20 protein-coding genes are annotated in these 20960 nt (G+C 72.0%); 18 read left to right on the top strand and 2 right to left on the bottom strand.

Annotation, left to right across the window (positions count from 1 at the left end):
• Positions 1-392: 392 nt before the first annotated feature.
• Positions 393-893: a hypothetical protein gene (locus QUG93_RS01585; RefSeq protein WP_289471857.1), complete on the top strand. Its 501-nt coding sequence runs from the start codon at positions 393-395 to the stop codon at positions 891-893.
• Positions 894-919: 26 nt separating this feature from the next.
• On the opposite strand, the gene QUG93_RS01580 is transcribed toward QUG93_RS01585, so the two are convergent.
• Positions 920-1912 (bottom strand): asparaginase, encoded by a 993-nt coding sequence (locus QUG93_RS01580; RefSeq protein WP_289471856.1) that lies wholly within the window; start codon positions 1910-1912, stop codon positions 920-922.
• 98 nt (positions 1913-2010) lie between these two features.
• Here QUG93_RS01580 and QUG93_RS01575 point away from each other — a divergent pair, with 98 nt between their 5' ends.
• The 12 genes from QUG93_RS01575 (at position 2011) to rbfA (ending at position 16638) form a co-directional block, all read left to right on the top strand.
• Positions 2011-2487 carry an OsmC family protein gene (locus QUG93_RS01575; protein ID WP_289471855.1) on the top strand — a complete coding sequence of 159 codons (477 nt, stop codon included), beginning with the start codon at positions 2011-2013 and terminating at the stop codon, positions 2485-2487.
• A 6-nt stretch (positions 2488-2493) separates the two neighbouring features.
• The gene (locus QUG93_RS01570; RefSeq protein WP_289471854.1) at positions 2494-3465 is read left to right on the top strand and encodes an FKBP-type peptidyl-prolyl cis-trans isomerase; all 972 of its coding nucleotides are present in this window, start codon (positions 2494-2496) and stop codon (positions 3463-3465) included.
• Positions 3466-3542: 77 nt separating this feature from the next.
• Positions 3543-4610, top strand: a complete 1068-nt coding sequence (dxr, locus tag QUG93_RS01565) for a 1-deoxy-D-xylulose-5-phosphate reductoisomerase (protein WP_289472057.1) — start codon at positions 3543-3545, stop codon at positions 4608-4610.
• Between the two features lie 207 nt (positions 4611-4817).
• Positions 4818-6152 (top strand): M50 family metallopeptidase, encoded by a 1335-nt coding sequence (locus tag QUG93_RS01560; RefSeq protein ID WP_289471853.1) that lies wholly within the window; start codon positions 4818-4820, stop codon positions 6150-6152.
• A gap of 15 nt (positions 6153-6167) precedes the next feature.
• Positions 6168-7685 (top strand): purine-cytosine permease family protein, encoded by a 1518-nt coding sequence (locus QUG93_RS01555; RefSeq protein ID WP_289471852.1) that lies wholly within the window; start codon positions 6168-6170, stop codon positions 7683-7685.
• The gene (locus tag QUG93_RS01550; protein ID WP_289471851.1) at positions 7682-8263 is read left to right on the top strand and encodes a cysteine hydrolase family protein; all 582 of its coding nucleotides are present in this window, start codon (positions 7682-7684) and stop codon (positions 8261-8263) included. The genes QUG93_RS01555 and QUG93_RS01550 overlap by 4 nt, the downstream gene beginning before the upstream one ends.
• A gap of 50 nt (positions 8264-8313) precedes the next feature.
• A complete protein-coding gene (gene ispG, locus QUG93_RS01545; protein ID WP_289472056.1) occupies positions 8314-9447 on the top strand; it encodes a flavodoxin-dependent (E)-4-hydroxy-3-methylbut-2-enyl-diphosphate synthase in 1134 nt (377 codons plus the stop codon).
• 364 nt (positions 9448-9811) lie between these two features.
• The gene (locus QUG93_RS01540; protein ID WP_289471850.1) at positions 9812-11566 is read left to right on the top strand and encodes a proline--tRNA ligase; all 1755 of its coding nucleotides are present in this window, start codon (positions 9812-9814) and stop codon (positions 11564-11566) included.
• 189 nt (positions 11567-11755) lie between these two features.
• Positions 11756-12751: a transcription termination factor NusA gene (gene nusA / locus QUG93_RS01535; protein ID WP_289471849.1), complete on the top strand. Its 996-nt coding sequence runs from the start codon at positions 11756-11758 to the stop codon at positions 12749-12751.
• A gap of 3 nt (positions 12752-12754) precedes the next feature.
• Positions 12755-13168, top strand: a complete 414-nt coding sequence (locus tag QUG93_RS01530; RefSeq protein WP_353067727.1) for a YlxR family protein — start codon at positions 12755-12757, stop codon at positions 13166-13168.
• Between the two features lie 75 nt (positions 13169-13243).
• Complete coding sequence (infB, locus tag QUG93_RS01525) at positions 13244-16102, top strand: translation initiation factor IF-2 (RefSeq protein WP_289471847.1); 2859 nt, start codon at positions 13244-13246, stop codon at positions 16100-16102.
• An 89-nt stretch (positions 16103-16191) separates the two neighbouring features.
• Positions 16192-16638 carry a 30S ribosome-binding factor RbfA gene (gene rbfA / locus QUG93_RS01520; protein WP_289471846.1) on the top strand — a complete coding sequence of 149 codons (447 nt, stop codon included), beginning with the start codon at positions 16192-16194 and terminating at the stop codon, positions 16636-16638.
• 3 nt (positions 16639-16641) lie between these two features.
• Here the strand turns inward: rbfA and QUG93_RS01515 are convergent, their stop codons facing one another.
• Positions 16642-17496 (bottom strand): HhH-GPD family protein, encoded by an 855-nt coding sequence (locus QUG93_RS01515; protein WP_289472055.1) that lies wholly within the window; start codon positions 17494-17496, stop codon positions 16642-16644.
• Positions 17497-17593: 97 nt separating this feature from the next.
• Between QUG93_RS01515 and QUG93_RS01510 the strand changes: the two genes are divergently transcribed.
• From QUG93_RS01510 to QUG93_RS01490, 5 genes are all read left to right on the top strand, one after another.
• Positions 17594-18040, top strand: coding sequence for a hypothetical protein (locus QUG93_RS01510; protein ID WP_289471845.1), 447 nt, complete (start codon positions 17594-17596; stop codon positions 18038-18040).
• 51 nt (positions 18041-18091) lie between these two features.
• Positions 18092-19054 (top strand): tRNA pseudouridine(55) synthase TruB, encoded by a 963-nt coding sequence (gene truB, locus QUG93_RS01505; RefSeq protein WP_289471844.1) that lies wholly within the window; start codon positions 18092-18094, stop codon positions 19052-19054.
• Positions 19051-19416, top strand: coding sequence for a hypothetical protein (locus QUG93_RS01500; protein ID WP_289471843.1), 366 nt, complete (start codon positions 19051-19053; stop codon positions 19414-19416). Before truB ends, QUG93_RS01500 begins: the two co-directional genes overlap by 4 nt.
• Positions 19417-19520: 104 nt before the next feature.
• Entirely contained in the window at positions 19521-19961 is a 441-nt protein-coding gene (locus tag QUG93_RS01495; protein ID WP_289471842.1) for a hypothetical protein, read from the top strand.
• 8 nt (positions 19962-19969) lie between these two features.
• Complete coding sequence (locus QUG93_RS01490; protein ID WP_289471841.1) at positions 19970-20935, top strand: bifunctional riboflavin kinase/FAD synthetase; 966 nt, start codon at positions 19970-19972, stop codon at positions 20933-20935.
• The last annotated feature ends 25 nt before the right edge of the window (positions 20936-20960 follow it).

Raw genomic sequence — 20960 nt, 5'->3', positions numbered from 1 at the left:
GCGCGCTGCAAGGCGTGGACCGTCTCGTCCTGCTGCTGGCAGCCGCGGTCTGCGCGTTCCTCGACGTCGCTCTCGCCCGCTCACTCGCCGAGCTGCGCGCCGACGGCGTCCCGGTCGTCCTCGTGGACCCCGTGCGGTCGCACCAGCCCCGAGGACCAGCCCGGTCGGAAGGGGACCCAGCCCGGTCGGAGGGGGACCCGGCCCGGTCGGAGGGGGATCCGGCCCGGTCGGAGGGGGATCCGGCCCGGTCGGAGGGGGATCCGGCCCGGTCGGAGGGGGACCCGGCCCTGTCGGAGGGGGATCCGGCCCCGTCGGAGGGGGACCCGGCCGTGCGGGACGGACTGCGGGCCCTCCCGGGCCTCCTGCTCGGGAGACGTGCCGACGGACGTCCGGTGCACGTCGGCCGCGATCCGGAACGCACCTGCCACGTGGTCGTCGTGGGCGTGGGCGCGGTGGCCGAGGCGCTGTTCACGGCCCTCCGCGCACAGCTCGACCCACTCGGGGACGAGCACGGACCCGGCCGGTCGGTCCAACCCGACCTGCCCGACCTCCCCGACCTGCCCGACCTGCCCATCCTGCGTGACCCGCACGCGCCGCACCCGCCGCACGCCCCGCACGACGAGCCCGGTGTCGAGCTCCGTGCCGCGACCGGCCCACAGCTCGTGTCCACGGCCGAGGCGGACGTCCCCGGGCTACCACCCGCCACCGCCGTCGCCGTCCGGCTCGGGGCGACCGGCGCTCCGCGCACGACGGTCGTGCTCGTCCCCGGGCTCCACCTGCTGCCGCGACGCTGGGACCACCTCGTCGAGGTCACCCGCCACGGCTGCCGGGTCCAGCACCACCTCGCGGGACCGCCGGTCCACATCGACCCGGTGCTGCCCCTGCTGCGGTGACGAGGACGACACCGCAGACCGAACACTCAGCGCAGGCCGGAACCCGCGCGCACCGCGCCGACCGGCACCCCACCACCGAGCACCCGCTCGCCGGTCGCCGCCATCACGTCCGCGACGCCTGCCGCGTCGACCAGTCCGTTCCGCTCGAGCAGCGTCAGTGCCGCGAGCGTCCCTGCCCGCTGCGAGCCGTCGAGCGTCTTCACCGCGACCGCTGCGCCGCCGGGCAGGCCCATCACCATGACGCCCTCGGCGCCGAACTTGGCGAGCACCTGCAGCCGCTCGATCGTGACGGTGTTGGCGCGGCCGACCCCGTCGATGGCCCACGGGTGGTCGAGGACGGCGTCCACCAGCGCTGCCGAGTCGGCGTCGGACCGGGCGACGACGCCGGCGAACCCGCGCGCGAGTCCGCGCAGCGTGAGCGGGAAGACCGGCGCGCCGCACCCGTCGGTGCCGACGACGTCGACGACCTCGCCCGTGTACTCCTCGACGGTGTCCCGGACGCGCTGCTGCAGCGGGTGCGTGACGTCGAGGTAGGTCGCCTCGTCCCAGCCGTTCACGCGGCAGGCTGCGAGCATGCCGGCGTGCTTCCCCGAGCAGTTCATGGCCAGGCGACGGGGGCCGGTCATGGTCCGCGCGGTGGCACGGTCGAACGGCAGGTCGGGCGGGCACCCCAGGTCCGACTCGTCGTGGTCGAAGGACTCGAGCATGTGCAGCGCGAGTGCCTGGTGGGCCGCGGTGCCGGCGTGGCTCGCCGTGGTGAGCACGAGCTCCTCGTCGCTGAACGACGCGCCTGCGCGTCGGATCGCGAGCGCCTGGAAGGGCTTCATCGTCGATCGCGGGTAGATGCTCGCGGATGCGTCGCCGACCGAGTCGAGCACGGTCCCGTCCGCGGCGACGACGACGCCCGCGCCCACGTGGCGGCTCTCGTCGAAGCCGTTCCGGTCGAGCACCGCGAGCTCGACCGAGCCCTCCGCGGTGAGAGGATGGCGGTCTGTTCGGACGTCGGGGCTCACCGTCATGCCGTCATCGTAGCGAGCCCGGCGCACACCACCAGGCGCGGAGGACGCACCGTGACCGACCAGCCCCGCGGACACCACCAGGCACGAAGGAGCGCACCGTGACCGACCACACCTACGAGGTGTCCGTCCGCTGGACCGGCGACCGCGGCACCGGGACGAGCGGGTACCGCGACTACGGTCGCGACCACGACGTGACCGCCGACGGCAAGCACCCGATCGCCGGCTCGGCCGACCCGGCGTTCCGGGGCGACCGTGACCGCTGGAACCCGGAGGAGCTCCTCCTCGGCGCGCTGGCGCAGTGCCACATGATGAGCTACCTGTACGTCGCCGTGCAGCGCGGGTTCACGGTCGTCGAGTACACGGACACGGCCACCGCCTCGCTCGACGTGCACCGCGACGGCACCGGGGAGGTCACGGCGGTGACCCTCCGCCCGGTCGTGACCGTGCTCGAGGCGGACCGGGTCGAGGACGCCGACGCCGCCCACGCCGAGGCGAACCGGCTCTGCTTCATCGCGCGTTCGGTGGCGTTCCCCGTCCACCACACGCCCGTCACCAAGGTGCGTGCGGCAGGATAGGTCCCCGTGAAGCGTCTCCGCCTGCTCCCGATCGCCATCGTCCCCGCCGTCGTGCTGGGACTCGCCGCCTGCTCCGGGAACGGCTCGGGTGACGCCTCGGCCTCGCCCAGTGCCTCCGCGAGTGCGTCCGCCACGCCCATCTCGTCGTGCCCCGAGCCCGGGTCTGCGTCGAAGGCGGTGTCGGTGAGCGGTGCCGTCGGCGGCAAGGAAGCGCCGAAGGTCACCTTCGACAAGGGCATCAGCGCGAAGACGCCGCAGGCCACGACGGTCGTGCAGGGCAAGGGCAAGTCGCTGCGGGACGGCGAGTTCGCCCAGGTCTCCTACGCGGTCTACAAGGCCTCGGACGCGTCGGAGCTCGGCGCCGTCGGCTTCGACCAGGGCAACCCGCAGGTGCTCTCGGTCGGCGGGACGGGCTTCGGCGCCCTCCTCGCCTGCACGAAGGTCGGCGACCGCGTGGCCGTCGTCGGCGAGTCGTCGGCGCTCGGGTTCAACACCGGCGGCGAGATCGTCGTCGTCGCCGACGTGATCGCCCAGACGCCCACCAAGGCCACCGGGACGCCGCAGCAGCAGGACCCGTCCCTGCCGACGGTGGAGGACGGGGCGAAGGGCGAGCCGGAGATCACGATCCCGTCGGGCGCGAAGGCACCGTCGAAGACCGAGGTCGAGGTCCTCAAGCAGGGCGACGGCGCCACCATCGCCGACGGCGACACCGCCCTCGTGCAGTACAAGGGTGTGCAGCTCGACGGCGGCAAGGAGTTCGACTCCTCGTGGTCGAAGGGCGCTCCGACGACGTTCACCGTGTCCGAGGGCTCGCTCATCAAGGGCTTCGTGACCGGCCTGGTCGGGCAGAAGGTCGGCTCGCAGGTGCTCATCGTGACCACCCCGGAGGACGCCTACGGTGCGAACCCGCCCGAGGGTTCCGGCATCCCGAAGAACGCGTCGCTCGTGTTCGTCGTCGACATCCTCGCCAAGGGCTGAGCGTGGCGAACGGCGTCGGGTCCGGCACGCCCGACCGGTACGGAACGGCCGCAGGACCCGGGGCTGCCCGGCGTCGCATCGTGGTCCTCGGCAGCACGGGATCGATCGGCACGCAGGCCCTCGACGTCGTCGCCCGCAACCCCGACCGGTTCGAGGTCGTCGGCCTGACCGCCGGCACGAACCGCGACCTGGTCGCCGAGCAGGCGGACCGCTTCGGCGTGCGTGACACGGCCTTCGGCGCCGAGGACGCCGAGCGCCTCGTCCGCAGCGTCGAGGCCGACGTGGTGCTCAACGGCATCACCGGATCGGTCGGGCTCGGCCCGACCCTCGCGGCGCTCGGGACCGGCGCGACGCTGGCCCTGGCGAACAAGGAGAGCCTGATCGTCGGCGGACCGCTGGTGCAGCAGGCCGCCGCGCCCGGCCAGATCGTGCCGGTCGACAGCGAGCACTCCGCCATCGCGCAGGCGCTCCGTTCGGGCTCCGACGCCGAGGTCCGGCGGCTCGTCCTCACCGCGAGCGGCGGACCCTTCCGTGGACGCTCGCGGGAGAGCCTCCGTGCCGTCACCCCTGCCGAGGCGCTCGCCCACCCCACCTGGGACATGGGCCTCGTGGTGACGACCAACTCGGCGACGCTCGTGAACAAGGGGCTCGAGGTCATCGAGGCGCACCTGCTCTTCGGCGTGCCGTACGACCGTATCGACGTCACCGTGCACGCGCAGTCCGTCGTGCACTCGATGGTGGAGTTCGTCGACGGCTCGACGATCGCACAGGCCTCGCCGCCGGACATGCGGCTCCCGATCGCCCTCGGCCTCGCATGGCCCGACCGGGTGCCCGGAGTCGGTGCCCCGCTCGACTGGACCACCGCGAGCACCTGGACGTTCGAGCCGCTCGACGCCGAGGCGTTCGGAGCCGTCGACCTCGCCAAGCACGTGGGCGTGCTCGGCGGCACGTACCCCGCCGTGTTCAACGCCGCGAACGAGCAGGCCGTCGCCGCCTTCCACGCGGGCGCGATCGGGTTCCTCGACATCGTCGCCACGGTCCGGCGTGTGGTCGACGAGCACCGCGCGGGGGAGGCGTCCCTCGAGGGCGTCCTCGCGGCGGAACGCTGGGCGCGCGCCGCGGCGGACCGCGCGCTGGCGCGCTGACCGGAGCCGCATCCTCGTCGGCACCCCGGAACGACGACGCGGTTCGCGACCGCGTCCCGCGACCGGCACCGGACGCACGGCCGGACCACGCGGTGACGTGACCGACGCGGTTCCGGTGGGTCCTGCCTCCAGGCCGGCCGGGAGGCGCGGCAGACCTCCCAGGGCGCGCTCGGCTCCGTCATGGGCGCGGTCCCGTACCCTTCTCCGGTGACCGTCGAATCCGTGCTCCTCTTCGTCCTCGGTGTGGTCGTCTTCATCGTCGGCCTGCTGGTCTCGATCGGACTCCACGAGCTGGGACACCTCTCCTTCGCGAAGCTCTTCAACGTGAAGGTGACCCAGTACTCGCTCGGCTTCGGCAAGGCGATCTGGTCGTTCCGGCGCGGAGAGACCGAGTACGGCATCCGACCGATCCTGCTCGGCGGCTACATCTCGATGGTCGGCATGCTCAAGCCGCGGGCGTCGGGTCGGCCGAACGCGATCACGAACACCGGCATGTACGGCGCGTTCGTGCAGGACGCTCGCCAGGCGAGCGCCGAGCAGATCGCGGACGCGGGCGGCGACGACTCCCGGGCGTTCTACCGACTCACCCCGTGGAAGCGGATCATCGTCATGGTCGCCGGCCCGGCGATGAACCTCGTCATCGGCATCGTGCTGTTCGGCGTGCTGCTGTGCGGCTTCGGCGCACCGACCACGACCTTCACGTCGAGCGTCGACTGCGTCCTGCCGACGAGCAGCTCGACGGCCTGCGCGCCCGGTGACGCCGAGTCGCCCGCGAAGCAGGCCGGGATCCGTGACGGTGACGTCGTGCTCGCGGTGAACGGACGGCAGGACCCGACGATCGCCGAGGTCTCGAGGGTGTTCCAGCGGTCGGCCGGCAAGGTGGTCACGGTGGTCGTCGAGCGCGACGGTGCCCGCAAGACGCTCGAGGTGACCCCGCAGCTCGCCACCCGCGACGTCGTGACCGACCGGGGCACGGCGGCGAAGAACGCGGACGGCACGACGAAGACCCAGCGCGTGGGCGTCGTCGGCGTCAGCATCGGACAGTCCCTCGTCCGGCAGTCGCCCACCGCGGTGCTGCCCGCGACCGGCGCGCAGATCTCCGCTTCGGCGCACCTCATCATCGACCTGCCGCAGCGGTTGGTCGCGGTGTGGAACGCCGCGTTCGGGGCCCAGGAGCGGTCACAGGACAGTCCGGTGTCGGTCGTCGGCGTCGGGCGGGCGATCGGCGAGGTCTCGTCGATGAGCGGCGTCCCCGTGGTGGACAAGGCGTACACGATCCTCGGCCTGCTGGCGTCGCTGAACATCGGACTCTTCGTGCTCAACATGGTGCCGCTCCTGCCGCTCGACGGTGGGCACATCGCCGGTGCGCTCTGGGAGGCCGTGAAACGTCGGGCCTTCACGCTCGTCGGCAAGCCGGACCCGGGTGCGATCGACCTGGCGAAGTCCATGCCGCTGACGATGGTGGTCGTCGTGTTGCTGGCCGGCATGAGCGCGCTGCTCATCTACGCCGACCTCGTCCGGCCCGTGGACCTGTTCGGGTAGCACTACGCTCACCGCATGAGCACAGCGCCCATGCCCCCTGCCGCCGAGGTCCGCACCGTCGAGCGCCAGGGCATCGACGTCATCGCCGAGTCCGACCGGAAGGGCCGTCCGCGCGGCCTGTTCTGGCCGTGGTTCGCCGCGAACGTGTCGGTGCTCGGGCTGAGCTACGGCTCGTTCGTGCTCGGCTTCGGGATCTCGCTCGCACAGGCGACGATCGTCTCCGTCGTGGGGGTGGCGTTCTCGTTCCTGCTCTGCGGCATCGTCGCGATCGCCGGCAAGCGCGGGTCGGCGCCGACGATGGTGCTGAGCCGTGCCGCGTTCGGGGTCCGGGGCAACCGGTTGCCGTCGTTCCTCAGCTGGGTGCTCACCGTCGGGTGGGAGACGGCGCTGGCGTCCCTCGCGGTGCTCGCGACCTCGACGGTCTTCCGCGAACTCGGGTGGGACGACGGGGTCGTGACGAAGCTCGTCGCCCTCGTCGTCGTGGCGGCGCTGGTCGTCGGCGCGGGCATCGCCGGCTTCGACGTCATCATGCGGCTGCAGACGGTGATCACCGTCGTGACCGCCGTGCTCACGGTCGTCTACGTCGTCCTCGCGGTGCCGTCCATCGACCTCGGTGCGCTCGGCGCGCTGCCGAGCGGGAGCACCCAGAACGTCATCGGCGCCCTCGTCCTCGTCATGACCGGCTTCGGGCTCGGCTGGGTGAACGCCGCGGCGGACTACTCGCGGTACCTGCCGCGGACGTCCTCGACCGGTGGCGTGGTCGGCTGGACCACCTTCGGCGGGGCGCTCGCGCCGGCGGTGCTCGTCGTCGTCGGTGTCCTGCTGGCCGGCTCGTCGAAGACCCTGGACGCCGCGATCGGCGCCGACCCGATCGGAGCCCTGACGACGATCCTGCCGGTCTGGTTCCTCATCCCGTTCGCCGTCGTCGCGATCCTCGGGCTCGTCGGTGGCGCGGTGCTCGACATCTACTCGTCCGGTCTGGCGCTGCTGAGTGCTGGCGTCCGCATCCCGAGGCCGGTCGCCGCGGGGGTCGACGGCGCCTTCATGGTCGCCGGCGCGGTGTACGTGGTCTTCTTCGCCAAGGACTTCATCAGCCCGTTCCAGGCGTTCCTGGTCACCCTCGGCGTCCCGATCGCCGCCTGGGCCGGGGTCTTCGTCGCGGACGTGCTGCTGCGTCGCCGCGCGTACGCCGACACCGAGCTCGACGACGTCCGCGGCCGGTACGGCGACGTCCGCTGGTCCGCCATCGGGCTCGTCGTGCTGGGCACCGCGCTCGGGTGGGGGCTCGTCACGAACACGTACGGGGTACCCGCCTGGCTCAACTGGCAGGGCTACCTGCTCGGCCCGTCCGGGCTCGGCGGCCGCGAGGGCGCGTGGGCCTACGCCAACCTCGGGGTCCTCGTCGCCCTCGTGGTCGGCTTCCTCGGCACGCTCCTCACCGCGCGCGGCGCGGTGCGACGCCAGGAGCAGGCGCCGATCCCCACGAGCAGCGCGACCGGCGCGACCGGCGACCGTCGGGAGTCGGCAGCGTGAGTGCGGGCGTCGAGGTCCCGTCGGACGCCTGGCTCGTCGCGATCGACCTGCAGCAGGTCTTCACCGGGGACAGCCCGTGGGCGACGCCGCGGTACGACCACGCCGCCGCCGGTACCGAGCGGCTGCTCCCACGGTTCGCCGGGCGGACGGTCTTCACGCGCTTCGTGGCGCCCGAGCGTCCGCAGGGCGCCTGGGTGCCGTACTACGACGACTGGTCGTTCGCACTCGTGCCGGACGCGGATCCGTTGTACGCGCTGACCGAGCCGTTCGCGGCCGCCGCAGCCGACCGACGCGACCCCGTCGTCACCGAACCGACGTTCGGCAAGTGGGGGACGAGCCTCCAGGCCGTGGTCGGCGACCGCCCGCACCTCGTGCTCACCGGCGTCTCCACCGACTGCTGCGTCGTGTCGACCGCCCTGGCGGCGGCGGACGCCGGCGCGACCGTCACGGTCGTCGCCGACGCGTGCGCGGGGGCGAGCGACGAGGACCACGAGCGCGCCCTCGCGCTCATGCGGCTGTACGCGCCGCTCATCACCGTCGTCGAGCGCGGGACGGACCTGGTCACGCGCCAGGTGTGACGTCACCCGGAGCGCGTAGAGTCGCACTCGTGCCAGCAGTGAACCTCGGTCTGCCGAAAGTCCCCGAAACCCTGAGCCCGCGTCGGAAGTCGCGGCAGATCCGGGTGGGGAAGGTCCTCGTCGGCGGTGATGCGCCGGTGTCGGTCCAGTCCATGACGACGACCCCGACGACGAACATCAACGCGACCCTGCAGCAGATCGCCGAGCTCACCGCCTCCGGCTGCGACATCGTCCGCGTGGCCGTCCCGAGCCAGGACGACGCCGACGCGCTCCCGATCATCGCGAAGAAGTCGCAGATCCCGGTCATCGCCGACATCCACTTCCAGCCGAAGTACGTCTTCCAGGCGATCGACGCCGGGTGTGCCGCGGTCCGCGTGAACCCGGGCAACATCCGGAAGTTCGACGACCAGGTCGGCGCGATCGCGAAGGCCGCGAAGGACGCCGGCGTCTCGCTCCGCATCGGGGTCAACGCCGGGTCGCTCGAGCCGAGCCTGCTGCAGAAGTACGGCAAGGCCACCCCCGAGGCGCTCGTCGAGTCCGCGGTGTGGGAAGCGAGCCTCTTCGAGGAGCACGACTTCCACGACTTCAAGATCTCGGTCAAGCACAACGACCCGATCGTCATGGTGAAGGCGTACCGGCAGCTCGCCGCGGCGGGGGACTGGCCCCTGCACCTCGGCGTGACCGAGGCCGGCCCGGAGTTCCAGGGCACGATCAAGAGCGCCACCGCCTTCGGCATCCTGCTCGCCGAGGGCATCGGCGACACCATCCGCGTCTCGCTCTCCGCGCCCCCAGCGCAGGAGGTGAAGGTCGGCCTGCAGATCCTGCAGTCGCTCAACCTCCGCGAGCGCAAGCTCGAGATCGTCTCGTGCCCGAGCTGCGGCCGCGCGCAGGTCGACGTCTACCAGCTGGCGAACGACGTGACGAAGGGCCTCGAGGGCATGACCGTGCCGCTGCGCGTCGCCGTCATGGGTTGCGTCGTGAACGGCCCCGGCGAGGCCAGAGAGGCCGACCTCGGCGTCGCGTCCGGCAACGGCAAGGGCCAGATCTTCGTCAAGGGGCAGGTCGTGAAGACCGTCCCGGAGAGCGAGATCGTCCCGACGCTCATCGCCGAGGCGAACCGCATCGCCGACGAGATGGGGCCCGACGCCGCCACGGGGACTCCGCAGGTCGTCACCACCACCTGAGCCGGCGCGCGGGCGCGGCGCGGGAGCGTGAGCGCTGCCCGTGGAGCAGAAGACGTCGGGTCGCGGTCCGCGACCCGACGTCTTCTGCTCCATCCACTGCCGCTCCAACCACGTGGACGGGGGTGGACGGGACCAGGCGACGGACGGGAGGCGCGGGGCGGGCCCGCCCCGCGCCTCCCGTCCGTCGCGGCGCGGCTCCGCGCACGTCGGTCGCCTGCCGCTCATCGGTGGAGCAGGAATCGTCGGGTCGCGATCCGCGACCCGACGATCCCTGCTCCACCGACAGGCCCACGCACGGACGCACGCCCATGCGAACGCACGCGCACGCGCCGCGGCCGCGACGCGCGCCGCTAGGCTTGCGTCCGTGGTCACACGGCTCTCCCATCTCTTCCTCCGCACGCTCCGCGACGACCCCTCCGACGCCGAGGTGACGAGCCACAAGCTGCTCGTCCGCGCCGGCTACGTCCGCCGCCAGTCCCCGGGGATCTTCGCGTGGCTGCCGCTCGGCCTGCGCGTCCGCCGCCGGATCGAGGACATCGTCCGCGAGGAGATGGTGGCCGCCGGCGCGCAGGAGGTCCTGCTGCCCGCACTCCTGCCGCGGGAGCCGTACGAGGCGACGAACCGCTGGACCGAGTACGGCGACGGCATGTTCCGCCTGCAGGACCGCAAGGGCGCCGACTACCTGCTCGCGCCGACGCACGAGGAGATGTTCGCGCTCCTCGTGAAGGACCTGTACGGCTCCTACAAGGACCTGCCCGTCACGCTGTTCCAGATCCAGGACAAGTACCGCGACGAGGCCCGCCCGCGTGCCGGTCTGCTGCGCGGTCGCGAGTTCACCATGAAGGACGCGTACTCGTTCGACCTCACCGACGAGGGCCTCGAGCGCAGCTACCAGGTGATGCGCGACGCCTACGAGAAGATCTTCACGCGCCTGGGCCTCGAGTACGTCATCGTCAAGGCGGACGCCGGCGCGATGGGCGGCTCGAAGTCCGAGGAGTTCCTGCACCCGATCGGCGTCGGCGAGGACACCTTCGTCCGGAGCGCCGGCGGCTACGCGGCCAACGTCGAGGCGTACGTCACCCCCGCCGCGCAGGCCCTGCCGGTCGGCGGCCAGCCGGAAGCCGTGCGCCTGCCCGCCGCGGACACCCCCACCATCGACACGCTCGTCGCGCACGCGAACGAGGCCGCTCCGCGCGCCGATCGCCCGTGGACCGCGGCGGACACCCTGAAGAACGTCGTGCTCGCCTTGACGCACCTCGACGGCACCCGCGAGGTCGTCGTCGTCGGGCTGCCCGGTGACCGCGACGTCGACCTGAAGCGCGCCGAGGTGGCCTTCGCGCCCGCCGAGGTCGAGGCCGCCGGCGACGACGACTTCCGGAAGCACCCGGGCGTCTTCGTGAAGGGCTACATCGGCCCGCAGGTCCTCGGGGCCGACAGCCCCTCCGGCATCCGCTACCTCGTCGACCCCCGCGTCGCCGACGGCACCGCGTGGGTCACCGGCGCGAACGAGCGCGGCGTGCACGTCTCCGGGCTCGTCGCGGGCCGCGACTTCACCGCGGACGGCACCGTCGACGTGGCGGACGTGCGTGCGGGCGACCCCGCACCGGACGGCTCCGGCCCGCTGGAGACCGCGCGCGGCATGGAGATCGGGCACGTGTTCCAGCTCGGCCGCAAGTACGCCGAGGCGCTCGACCTCAGGGTGCAGGACGAGAACGGCAAGCTCGCCACGGTCACGATGGGCTCCTACGGCATCGGTGTGACGCGCATCATGGCGATCCTGGCCGAGGCGCACAACGACGAGAAGGGCCTGGCCTGGCCGAAGGAGATCGCGCCGTTCGACGTGCACGTGGTCGCCACCGGCAAGGACCAGGTGGCGTACGACCTCGCGTCCTCGCTCATCGACACCCTCGAGGGCGAGCGGTACGACGTCGTGTACGACGACCGGCCGAAGGTCTCGCCGGGCGTGAAGCTCCGCGACGCCGAGCTGCTCGGCGTCCCGGTGGTCGTCGTCGCCGGGCGGAACGCCGCCGACGGTGTCGTCGAGCTCTGGGACCGCCGGTCCGGCGAGCGGCGCGACGTGCCGGTCGCCGAGCTGCTCGAGGCGGTCCGCGCGATCTAGCCGGCCCGGGCGAGCCGAGCCCGCAAGACGCAACGTCGGCGGTTCCTCGCAGCGGTACTCCGCTGCGCGAAGCCGCCGACGTTGCGTTCTGCGGCAGGACGTCCGTCTCGGGTTCTGGGGTACGCTGGTCGCCGACTTCCGCGTAGATCCACCCGCGGGAGCGACTCAGCTGAATACGGAGGCACCTCGGTGAAGATCGATCTCGCAGTCCTGCGACTCATGGAGCGCGAGCGGGAGATCCCGTTCGACGAACTCGTCCGCATCATCGAACAGGCCATCCTGACCGCCTACCAGAAGCACCGCGCCGAGAACGACGAGCCCGTCGACGCCCAGGCCCGCGTCGAGCTCGACCGGAAGTCCGGAGAGGTCTCCGTGTACGTGCCGGAGCGCGACGAGGAGGGCACCGTCGTCGGCGAGGCCGTCGACCAGCCGAGCGACTTCGGCCGCATCGCCGCGTTCGCCGCCAAGCAGGTCATCAACCAGCGCCTGCGCGACATCGGCGACGACAAGATCCTCGGCCAGTTCCGCGGCAAGGAGGGTGACATCGTCGCGGGTGTCATCCAGCAGGGACCGAACCCGAAGATGGTGCACGTCGACCTCGGCACCGTCGAGGCGATCCTGCCGCCCGAGGAGCAGGTGCCGGGCGAGGAGTACAAGCACGGCAACCGCATCCGTGTGTACGTCACGAGCGTCGGCCGCGGTCCCAAGGGCCCGCAGATCACGGTCTCGCGCACGCACCCGGGCCTGGTCCGGAAGCTCTTCGCGCTCGAGGTCCCGGAGATTGCGTCGGGCGTGGTCGAGATCACGTCGATCGCTCGCGAGGCCGGCCACCGCACGAAGCTCGCCGTCAAGGCGAACGAGCCCGGCGTGAACGCCAAGGGCGCGTGCATCGGCGAGCTGGGTGCGCGCGTGCGGGCCGTCACCACGGAGCTCGGCACCGAGAAGATCGACATCGTCGACTACTCGTCCGACCTCGCCTCGTTCGTCGCCAGCGCGCTCTCGCCGGCGAAGGTGACGAGCGCGTTCGTGCTCGACGCCTCGACGAAGGCCGTCCGCGCCCTCGTGCCGGACTACCAGCTGTCGCTCGCGATCGGCAAGGAGGGGCAGAACGCCCGCCTGGCCGCCAAGCTGACCGGTGCGCGGATCGACATCCAGCCGGACTCCATCCTCGACGGCGACGAGTAGTGGGTGCCCGTGCCGGCCGACGAGCGTCGTCCGGCACGGTTTCGCCCGTGGCGTGGCCGGAGCGGGCGCGCCGGATCGCGGTCGTCGGAGGCAAGGAGTAAGGTGTATCCCGTCAGAACATGCATCGGCAGTCGTCGTCGTGCTCCCCGGTCCTCCCTCCTCCGTGTCGTCGCCCTGAGTGACGGTCGCGTCGTGGCGGACCCGAAGGCAGTCATGCCGGGGCGGGGAGCGTGGCTCACACCGACCGTCGAAGCACATGATCAGGCCGTCAAGCGCAGGGCCTACCGCCGTGCGCTCAGGCTCGATCGTGAACCCGACACGTCAGCGGTACGTGACTACCTCGAGGCGCTCAGCGCTGCAGAGCAGGCGCGGCACCGGGACACGACAGAACAGGCTGAACGGCTTATGGACAACTGATGAGCGGCTCGAAATGAGACCCGTCATCCAGTGAGTCCTGCCCCCTTCGCGGGGTGGGACCCGTGAAGGAGAACAGTGGCAAAACCACGCGTACACGAGATCGCATCCGAACTCGGTGTCGACAGCAAGACCGCAATGGAGAAGCTCAAGGAACTCGGTGAGTTCGTCAAGGGCCCGAGCTCCAGTGTGGAACCCCCCGTCGCGCGCAAGCTCCGTGCTGCGCTGCAGGCGGACGGCGCCTCGACGGCGTCGAAGCCCGCGGCCTCGGCAGCGCCGAGCGCCCCCGCGAAGACCGCTGCCCCGCGGTCCGGCGCTCCGAAGCCCGGCGGTCCCCGCCCCGGCCCGGCGCGTCCGGCTCCCGCTCCGCAGCCCGAGCCCGAGGTGCAGGCGCCCGTCGCCGACGCGCCGACGCCGGCCGCCCCGAAGTCCGTCGCGCAGCGACAGGCCGAGGCCGAGGCCGCACGGAAGGCCGCTGCTGCCGAGAAGGCAGCCGCAGCCGAGCAGGCCGCGTCCGGTGCGCAGCCCGACGGCGGCACGAGCGCCCCGAAGAGCGACTCCGTCAAGCCCGGCGGAGCGCCGAAGCCCGGTTCCGCAGCCGGCCCGAAGCCCGGTGGTCCGAAGCCGGGTGCGCGTCCGGGCAACAACCCCTACGCGTCCAGCCAGGGCATGGGCTCGCGCCCGCCGCGTCCGGGCAACAACCCGTACTCGTCGAACCAGGGCATGGGTCAGCGTCCCGCCGGCGGTGCCGGTGGTGGCAACGGCATCCCGCGTCCGGCTCCGCCGCGTCCCGGTGTGCCCCGCCCGGGCGCTCCGCGTCCCGGTGGTCCCGGCCAGGCGAACCGCGCGCCCGGTTTCGGGCAGCGCCCCGGTGCCGGCGGTCGTGGCGGCCCCGGTGGTCGTCCCGGCGGTGCCGGTGGAGCCGGTGGCGGCTTCCCGCGTCCGGCCTTCAGTGGTCCGCGTCCCGCCGGTGGCGGCGGCCGTGGACGTGGTCCCGGTGGTGGCACCGCCGGTGCGTTCGGTCGTGGTGGCGGCAAGAGCCGCGCCCGCAAGTCGAAGCGGACGAAGCGCGCCGAGTACGAGATGCGGCAGGCGCCGTCGCTCGGCGGCGTGCAGGTCCCTCGTGGTGACGGCAACACGGTCGTCCGTCTCCGCCGGGGTGCGAGCATCTCGGACTTCGCGGACAAGATCGACGCCATGCCCGGCAACCTGGTGACGGTGCTCTTCCACCTCGGTGAGATGGCGACCGCGACCGAGTCGCTGGACGAGGCGACGTTCGAGGTCCTCGGCGAGGAACTGGGCTACAAGATCCAGATCGTCTCGCCGGAGGACGAGGACCGCGAGCTCCTCGAGGGCTTCGACATCGACATCGACGCCGAGTACGCCGACGAGGACGACTCCGTCCTGCAGCAGCGTCCCCCGGTCGTCACCGTCATGGGCCACGTCGACCACGGCAAGACCCGCCTGCTCGACGCGATCCGCAACTCGAAGGTCGTCGAGGGCGAGGCCGGTGGCATCACGCAGCACATCGGTGCGTACCAGATCGTCACCGAGCACGAGGGCATCGAGCGTCCGATCACGTTCATCGACACCCCGGGTCACGAGGCCTTCACGGCCATGCGTGCCCGCGGTGCCCAGGTGACGGACATCGCGATCCTGGTGGTCGCGGCGGACGACGGCATCATGCCCCAGACGATCGAGGCGCTGAACCACGCGCAGTCGGCGAACGTGCCGATCGTGGTCGCGGTGAACAAGATCGACAAGGAGGGCGCGAACCCGGCGAAGGTCCGGCAGCAGCTCACCGAGTACAACCTGGTGGCCGAGGAGTACGGCGGCGACGTCATGTTCGTCGACGTGTCGGCGCGCAACAACGTCGGCATCCAGGACCTGCTCGACGCGGTCCTGCTCACGGCGGACGCCGGTCTCGACCTGCGTGCCAACCCCGACAAGGACGCCCGCGGTGTCGCGATCGAGGCCCGACTCGACAAGGGTCGCGGTGCGGTCGCCACGGTGCTCATCCAGTCCGGCACGTTGCACGTCGGTGACGCCATCGTCGCGGGTACGGCCTACGGCCGCGTCCGTGCGATGACCGACGAGAACGGTGTGGCGGTCAAGGCCGCGACGCCGAGTCGTCCGGTCCAGGTGCAGGGTCTGTCGTCGGTGCCGCGCGCCGGTGACACGTTCCTCGTCACGGAAGAGGACCGCACGGCACGTCAGATCGCTGAGAAGCGTGAGGCCGCCGAGCGCAACGCCCAGCTGGCCAAGGCCCGCAAGCGCATCTCGCTCGAGGACTTCACCCGTGCGCTCGAAGAGGGCAAGGTCGACTCGCTCAACCTCATCATCAAGGGTGACGTCTCCGGTGCCGTCGAGGCACTCGAGCAGTCGCTCCTGGACATCGAGGTCGACGACAGCGTCCAGCTCCGCATCCTGCACCGCGGTGTGGGTGCGATCACCGAGTCGGACATCGACCTGGCCACGATCGACAACGCGATCGTCGTCGGCTTCAACGTCCGCCCGGACGTCAAGGCCCGCGAGCGTGCGGCGCGCGAAGGCATCGACGTGCGCTTCTACTCGGTCATCTACAACGCACTCGAGGACATCGAGCAGTCCCTCAAGGGCATGCTCAAGCCCGAGTACGAAGAGGTCCAGTCCGGTGTCGCCGAGATCCGCGAGGTGTTCCGCTCCTCGAAGTTCGGCAACATCGCGGGTGTCATCGTCCGCTCCGGAACGATCACGCGCAACGCCAAGGCGCGCGTCATCCGTGACGGTGTGGTCCTGGCCGACGGACTGGCGATCGAGTCGCTGCGTCGCTTCAAGGACGACGTCACCGAGGTCCGCACGGACTTCGAGGCCGGTATCGGTCTGGGCAAGTACAACGACATCCAGATCGGTGACGAGATCGAGACCACCGAGCTCGTCGAGAAGCCGCGCGACTGACGCCTGGCTAGTCTGGACCCCGCTCCTCCTCCGGGAGGGGCGGGGTCCGTCCCGTTCCACCAGAAGAATCCCTGCCCCAGGAGGCACCAATGGCCGATCCGCAGCGCGCGCGCAAGATGGCGGACCGCATCAAGGAAGTCGTCGCTCGTCGACTGGACAAGGGTCTGCGCGACCCACGACTCGGTTTCGTGACCATCACCGACGTCCGTGTGACGGGTGACCTGCAGCACGCGTCGGTCTTCTACACCGTGTACGGCTCCGACGAGGAGCGCGCCGACTCCGCGGCGGCGCTCAAGGCCGCGACCGGGATGCTCCGCAGCGAGGTCGGCAAGAACATCACGGCGCGACTCACCCCGTCGCTCGAGTTCATCGCCGACGCCCTGCCGGAGACCTCGGCCCACATGGAGGACCTGCTCGCCCAGGCGCAGGTCCGCGACGCGCAGGTGCGTGCGGCCTCGGCCGGTGCGCAGTACGCCGGCGACGCCGATCCGTACAAGCACGACGAGGACGACGACGAGGACGAGGCGCGCGCCTAGTCCTCACACACTCGGGAGCGTGTACCCGCCCGCATCGTCGCCGACGGCCAGTCCGTCGCGGAGGAGCGAGGCGAGGGCACGCTCCCGTTGTGCGTCGTCGGGCCAGACCAGGTCGATCTCGGACCGGAGCACGGGGACGTCGCTAGACCGCAGCTCGGCCATGATCAGCCCGCGGACCTGCCGGTCGCTCCCGGCGAAGCGCGCCTGCTTCGGCGCACGCGGCCCGTCGTGCTCCGGGTACCCGGCGGCACGCCACGCGCAGCGGTCGGCGATCGGGCAGGCGTCGCAGGCCGGGGAGCGGGCGACGCAGACGAGCGCTCCGAGCTCCATCACGGCCGCGTTGGTCGCAGCGGCTGCGTCGCGGTCCTCGGGCAGCACCGACTCCATGAGCGGCAGGTCCTGCTTCGCCTTCGCCGGTCCGGGCTGCCCGTGGCCGAGGAGGGCGCGCGCGAGGACGCGCCGCACGTTGACGTCGACGACGGGGTGCCGGTCCCCGTACGCGAAGACGGCGACCGCGCGCGCCGTGTAGTCCCCGATGCCGGGCAGTGCCAGGAGCGCGTCCACGTCCCGCGGCACCACGTTGCCGTGCTGCTCGGCGATGGCGGTCGCCGCCGCGTGCAGCGCGATCGCGCGTCGCGGGTAGCCGAGCCGGTCCCAGGCACGCACGGCCTCACCGGGAGGCGAGGCCGCCAGGTCCGCAGGTGTCGGCCACCGGGTGAGCCACGCCTCCAGGCGGGGGACGACGCGCGCCACCTGCGTCTGCTGGAGCATGATCTCGCTCACCAGCGTGCCCCAGGCGGGGAAGCCGGGCCGACGCCAGGGCAGGTCCCGCGCCGCGTCGCGGAACCAGGCGACCAGCGGGGTCGCGATGTCGGGTCGGCCACGGTCCGGTGCGTTGTCCACAGACCGCCGGGAGGCTCCGCTCGCGTTCACCACGACAGCCTACGGTGGGTGCATGGCACGCTGGGCACCGCAGGAGACCGACACGATGGCCGCGATCGCTGGCGAGGTGATCGCACAGGTCGGGACGAACCGCACGGTCGTCGGGATCGACGGACAGGACGGCACCGACCTCGAGCGCGTCGCCGCCGCCCTCGTCACGGGGTTCCAGCAGCACGGCGTGTCCGCGATGGCCGCCGCGGCGCCGTCGGCCGACGCCGACGTCCTCCGCTCGGACATCGTCACCCCGTTCCGCACGACCGGCGCCGGTGAAGGCGTGCTCGTCGTGCACGGCCAGGGGCTCCTCGCTCCCGGGGCGCGCGGTCTGTGGCGGTGGTCGCTGTGGGTGGAGCAGGAGGCCGGTCGGCTCGAGCGGCGGGCGGACGTCAAGATCGCAGCCTCGGCCGTGCTCGACGTCACCGACCCGGAGCACCCGCGCCGCGAGTGGAACGACGCCTGCTGACCTGGCGTCTGCTGACCTGGTGGGGACCGGCGGCGCTGGTAGCCTCGTCCGGTGCTCGCTACCGCGCCTGACGGCATCCTCCTCGTCGACAAGCCGCAGGGCATCTCCAGCCACCGGGTGGTCTCGATCGCCCGACGTCGGCTCGGACTGAAGAAGATCGGCCACGCGGGCACGCTCGACCCGATGGCGACCGGGCTGCTGCTGCTCGGCGCCGGCCCGTCGACGCGGCTCCTGACCCACCTGGTCGGCCTCGGCAAGACCTACACGGCCACCGTCCGGCTCGGCGTGGCGACGGACTCCGACGACGCCGACGGCACCCCGACCGCCGCGCTCGGTGTGCTGGCAGCCGACGTGAGCGACGACGCCGTCGAACGCGCCGTGGCCGCGCAGCGAGGGGTCATCGACCAGGTGCCCTCGACGGTCAGTGCCATCAAGGTCGACGGCCGTCGCGCCTACGACCTCGCGCGCAAGGGCGAGGACGTCGTCCTGCGGTCGCGCACGGTGACCGTCTCCCGCTTCGAGGTCACCGGGCGGCGTGACCACACCGTCTCCGTGGACGGGGACCAGGTCGCCGTGGTCGACCTCGACGTCGTGGTCGACTGCTCGTCCGGCACCTACGTGCGTGCGCTCGCGCGGGACATCGGTGCCGCGCTGGGGACCGGAGCACACCTCGTGGCCCTCCGGCGCACGGCGGTCGGCCCCTTCGACGTCGCCGACGCGGTCGACCTCGAGGACGACGTCGTCGACGTCTCCGGGGCGCTCATCCGCCCGGCGGACGTGGCCCGTCGCCTGTTCGACGTGGTCACGCTCGACGCCGGTGCCGCGAAGGACCTGACCGACGGCAAGCGCGTCGCCGCGGAACACCCCGACGCCGACGGTCCCGTGGCCGCGATCGCCGCCGACGACGACCGCCTCGTCGGGCTCGTGTCGGTCCGTCGGGGGAGACTGCGGGTCATCACCAACTTCCCGGCGCCGACGACGTCCGGCACGACCACGGACGGAGCCGACGCGTGATCGAGTGGTTCATGTGGGTGCAGCTCACCATCGCCGTCGTCGCCGGCCTGTTCGCGGTCGTGGTCGGGTTCATCGGGTGGAAGCCGAACGACTACACCGTCGGTTCGCTGGCGCTCATCGAGCTGCTCCTGCTGGCGCAGGGTGTGATCGCCCTCGTGCTCCCCGCCGTCGGCAGCCCGCCGCAGGGCAGCGCGCTCGAGTTCGGCGTCTACGCGGTGTCGGTGCTCCTCGTGCCGCCGGCCGCGATCCTCTGGGCGCTGATCGACCGGACGAAGTGGAGCACCGTCGTCCTCGGGGCGGGCGCCTTCACCGTCGCGGTCATGGTCTACCGGATGTACCAGATCTGGTTCGCGCTCAACTGATCCGACTGTCGTCCGACGACGTCGACACCGCTCCGGGCTGCCGATCGTCGCGGACGGGGGACGGGCGTCAGCGGGCGTCGTCGGCCGTCGGTAGACTCGGTGCCGTGGCGACCAGATCCTCCCTCGCGACCGGTGTCGGCCGGGTCCTCATCGCCGTGTACGGCATCCTCGCCCTCGCGGCGACCGGGCGCAGCGTCGTCCAGATCATCGAGAAGTTCTCCTTCGCCCCGTTCGCGTACACGCTGAGCGCGGTCGCGGCGGTCGTGTACATCGTCGCGATGATCGCCCTGATCGCGCCGGGCCGCGCCTGGTACCGCGTCGCCTGCGTCACGATCGGCTTCGAGATGGCCGGCGTGCTCGTCGTCGGGACGCTGTCGCTGCTCGACCGGCAACTCTTCCCGGACGACACCGTGTGGTCGTACTACGGCCTCGGCTACGTCTTCGCCCCGCTCGTGCTGCCGATCGCCGGCCTCTGGTGGCTCCGCAAGCACCACCGCGCCGCCGTCGCCGAGCCCGTCCGGGCCACCGCACCGGCCGGCGAGTAGGGACCGCCGTGCAGTACTACGACGACATCGCCGACGTCGCGCAGGGCTTCGGTCCGAGCGCGGTCACGATCGGCAAGTTCGACGGGGTCCACGTCGGCCACCGCGCCGTCGTCGCCCACCTCGAGCGCGCAGCGCGGGAACGCGGCCTCGTCTCGACCGTGGTGACCTTCGACCGGCACCCCCTCAGCGTGATCGACCCCGAGCGCGTCCCGCCGGCCCTCACGAGCACGGCGCAGCGACGCGAGCTGCTCGAGGGGATCGGCGTCGACGCGATGCTGCTCCTGCGCTTCGACCAGGACCTGCAGTCACAGGCGCCCGAGGCCTTCGTGTCGGAGATCCTCGTCGGCACCCTGCACGCCGAGCTCGTGTTCGTGGGCAGCGACTTCCGCTTCGGTGCCCGCGGCGCCGGCGACGTGGCACTGCTGCGGCGTCTCGGGGAGCAGTACGGCTTCCGTGTCGAGCTCATCGACGACGTCGACCTGCGCGACGACGTCCGGCCGTCCGACGAGCGCCGGGTGTCCTCGACGTGGATCAGGGAGCTGCTCGGTGGTGGTCGGGTGGCCGAGGCCGCACGGCTGCTGGGGCGCGAGCACGAGGTACGCAGCACGGTGGTGCACGGCAACCAGCGCGGGCGTGCCATGGGGTACCCGACCGCGAACCTCGACCCCGCGTGCGAGGGGTTCGTGCCGGCCGACGGCGTCTACGCGGCCCGGGTGCTCCACGAGGGCACGGTGTACCCGGCCGCCGTGTCCGTCGGGAACAACCCGACGTTCCAGGGGGTGCCGGCGAAGCAGATCGAGGCGCACCTGCTCGACGTCGACATCGACCTGTACGGGGACACGATCTCGGTGCTGTTCGTCTCGTACGTGCGGGGCATGGTGGCCTTCTCGTCGATGGACGAGCTCGCCACCCAGATGCGTCAGGACGACCTCGACATCCGCCTGCTGCTCGGGATGCCCGCGCCGGTGCAGTAGCCGAACGCTGGCGCTCGTCCGCACG

Source organism: Curtobacterium caseinilyticum, from assembly GCF_030363035.1.
Classification (GTDB): Bacteria; Actinomycetota; Actinomycetes; order Actinomycetales; family Microbacteriaceae; genus Curtobacterium; species Curtobacterium caseinilyticum.
The sequence above is the reverse complement of the archived record's forward strand: the minus strand, read 5'-3'. Positions and strand labels throughout refer to the sequence as shown.

What these genes read in the sequence shown, in the direction of transcription:
- QUG93_RS01580 (WP_289471856.1), bottom strand. Translation starts at nt 1,912, where the DNA reads ATGACGGTGAGCCCCGACGTCCGAACAGACCGCCATCCTCTCACCGCG.
- QUG93_RS01555 (WP_289471852.1), top strand. Translation starts at nt 6,168, where the DNA reads ATGAGCACAGCGCCCATGCCCCCTGCCGCCGAGGTCCGCACCGTCGAG.
- rbfA (WP_289471846.1), top strand. Translation starts at nt 16,192, where the DNA reads ATGGCCGATCCGCAGCGCGCGCGCAAGATGGCGGACCGCATCAAGGAA.
- QUG93_RS01510 (WP_289471845.1), top strand. Translation starts at nt 17,594, where the DNA reads ATGGCACGCTGGGCACCGCAGGAGACCGACACGATGGCCGCGATCGCT.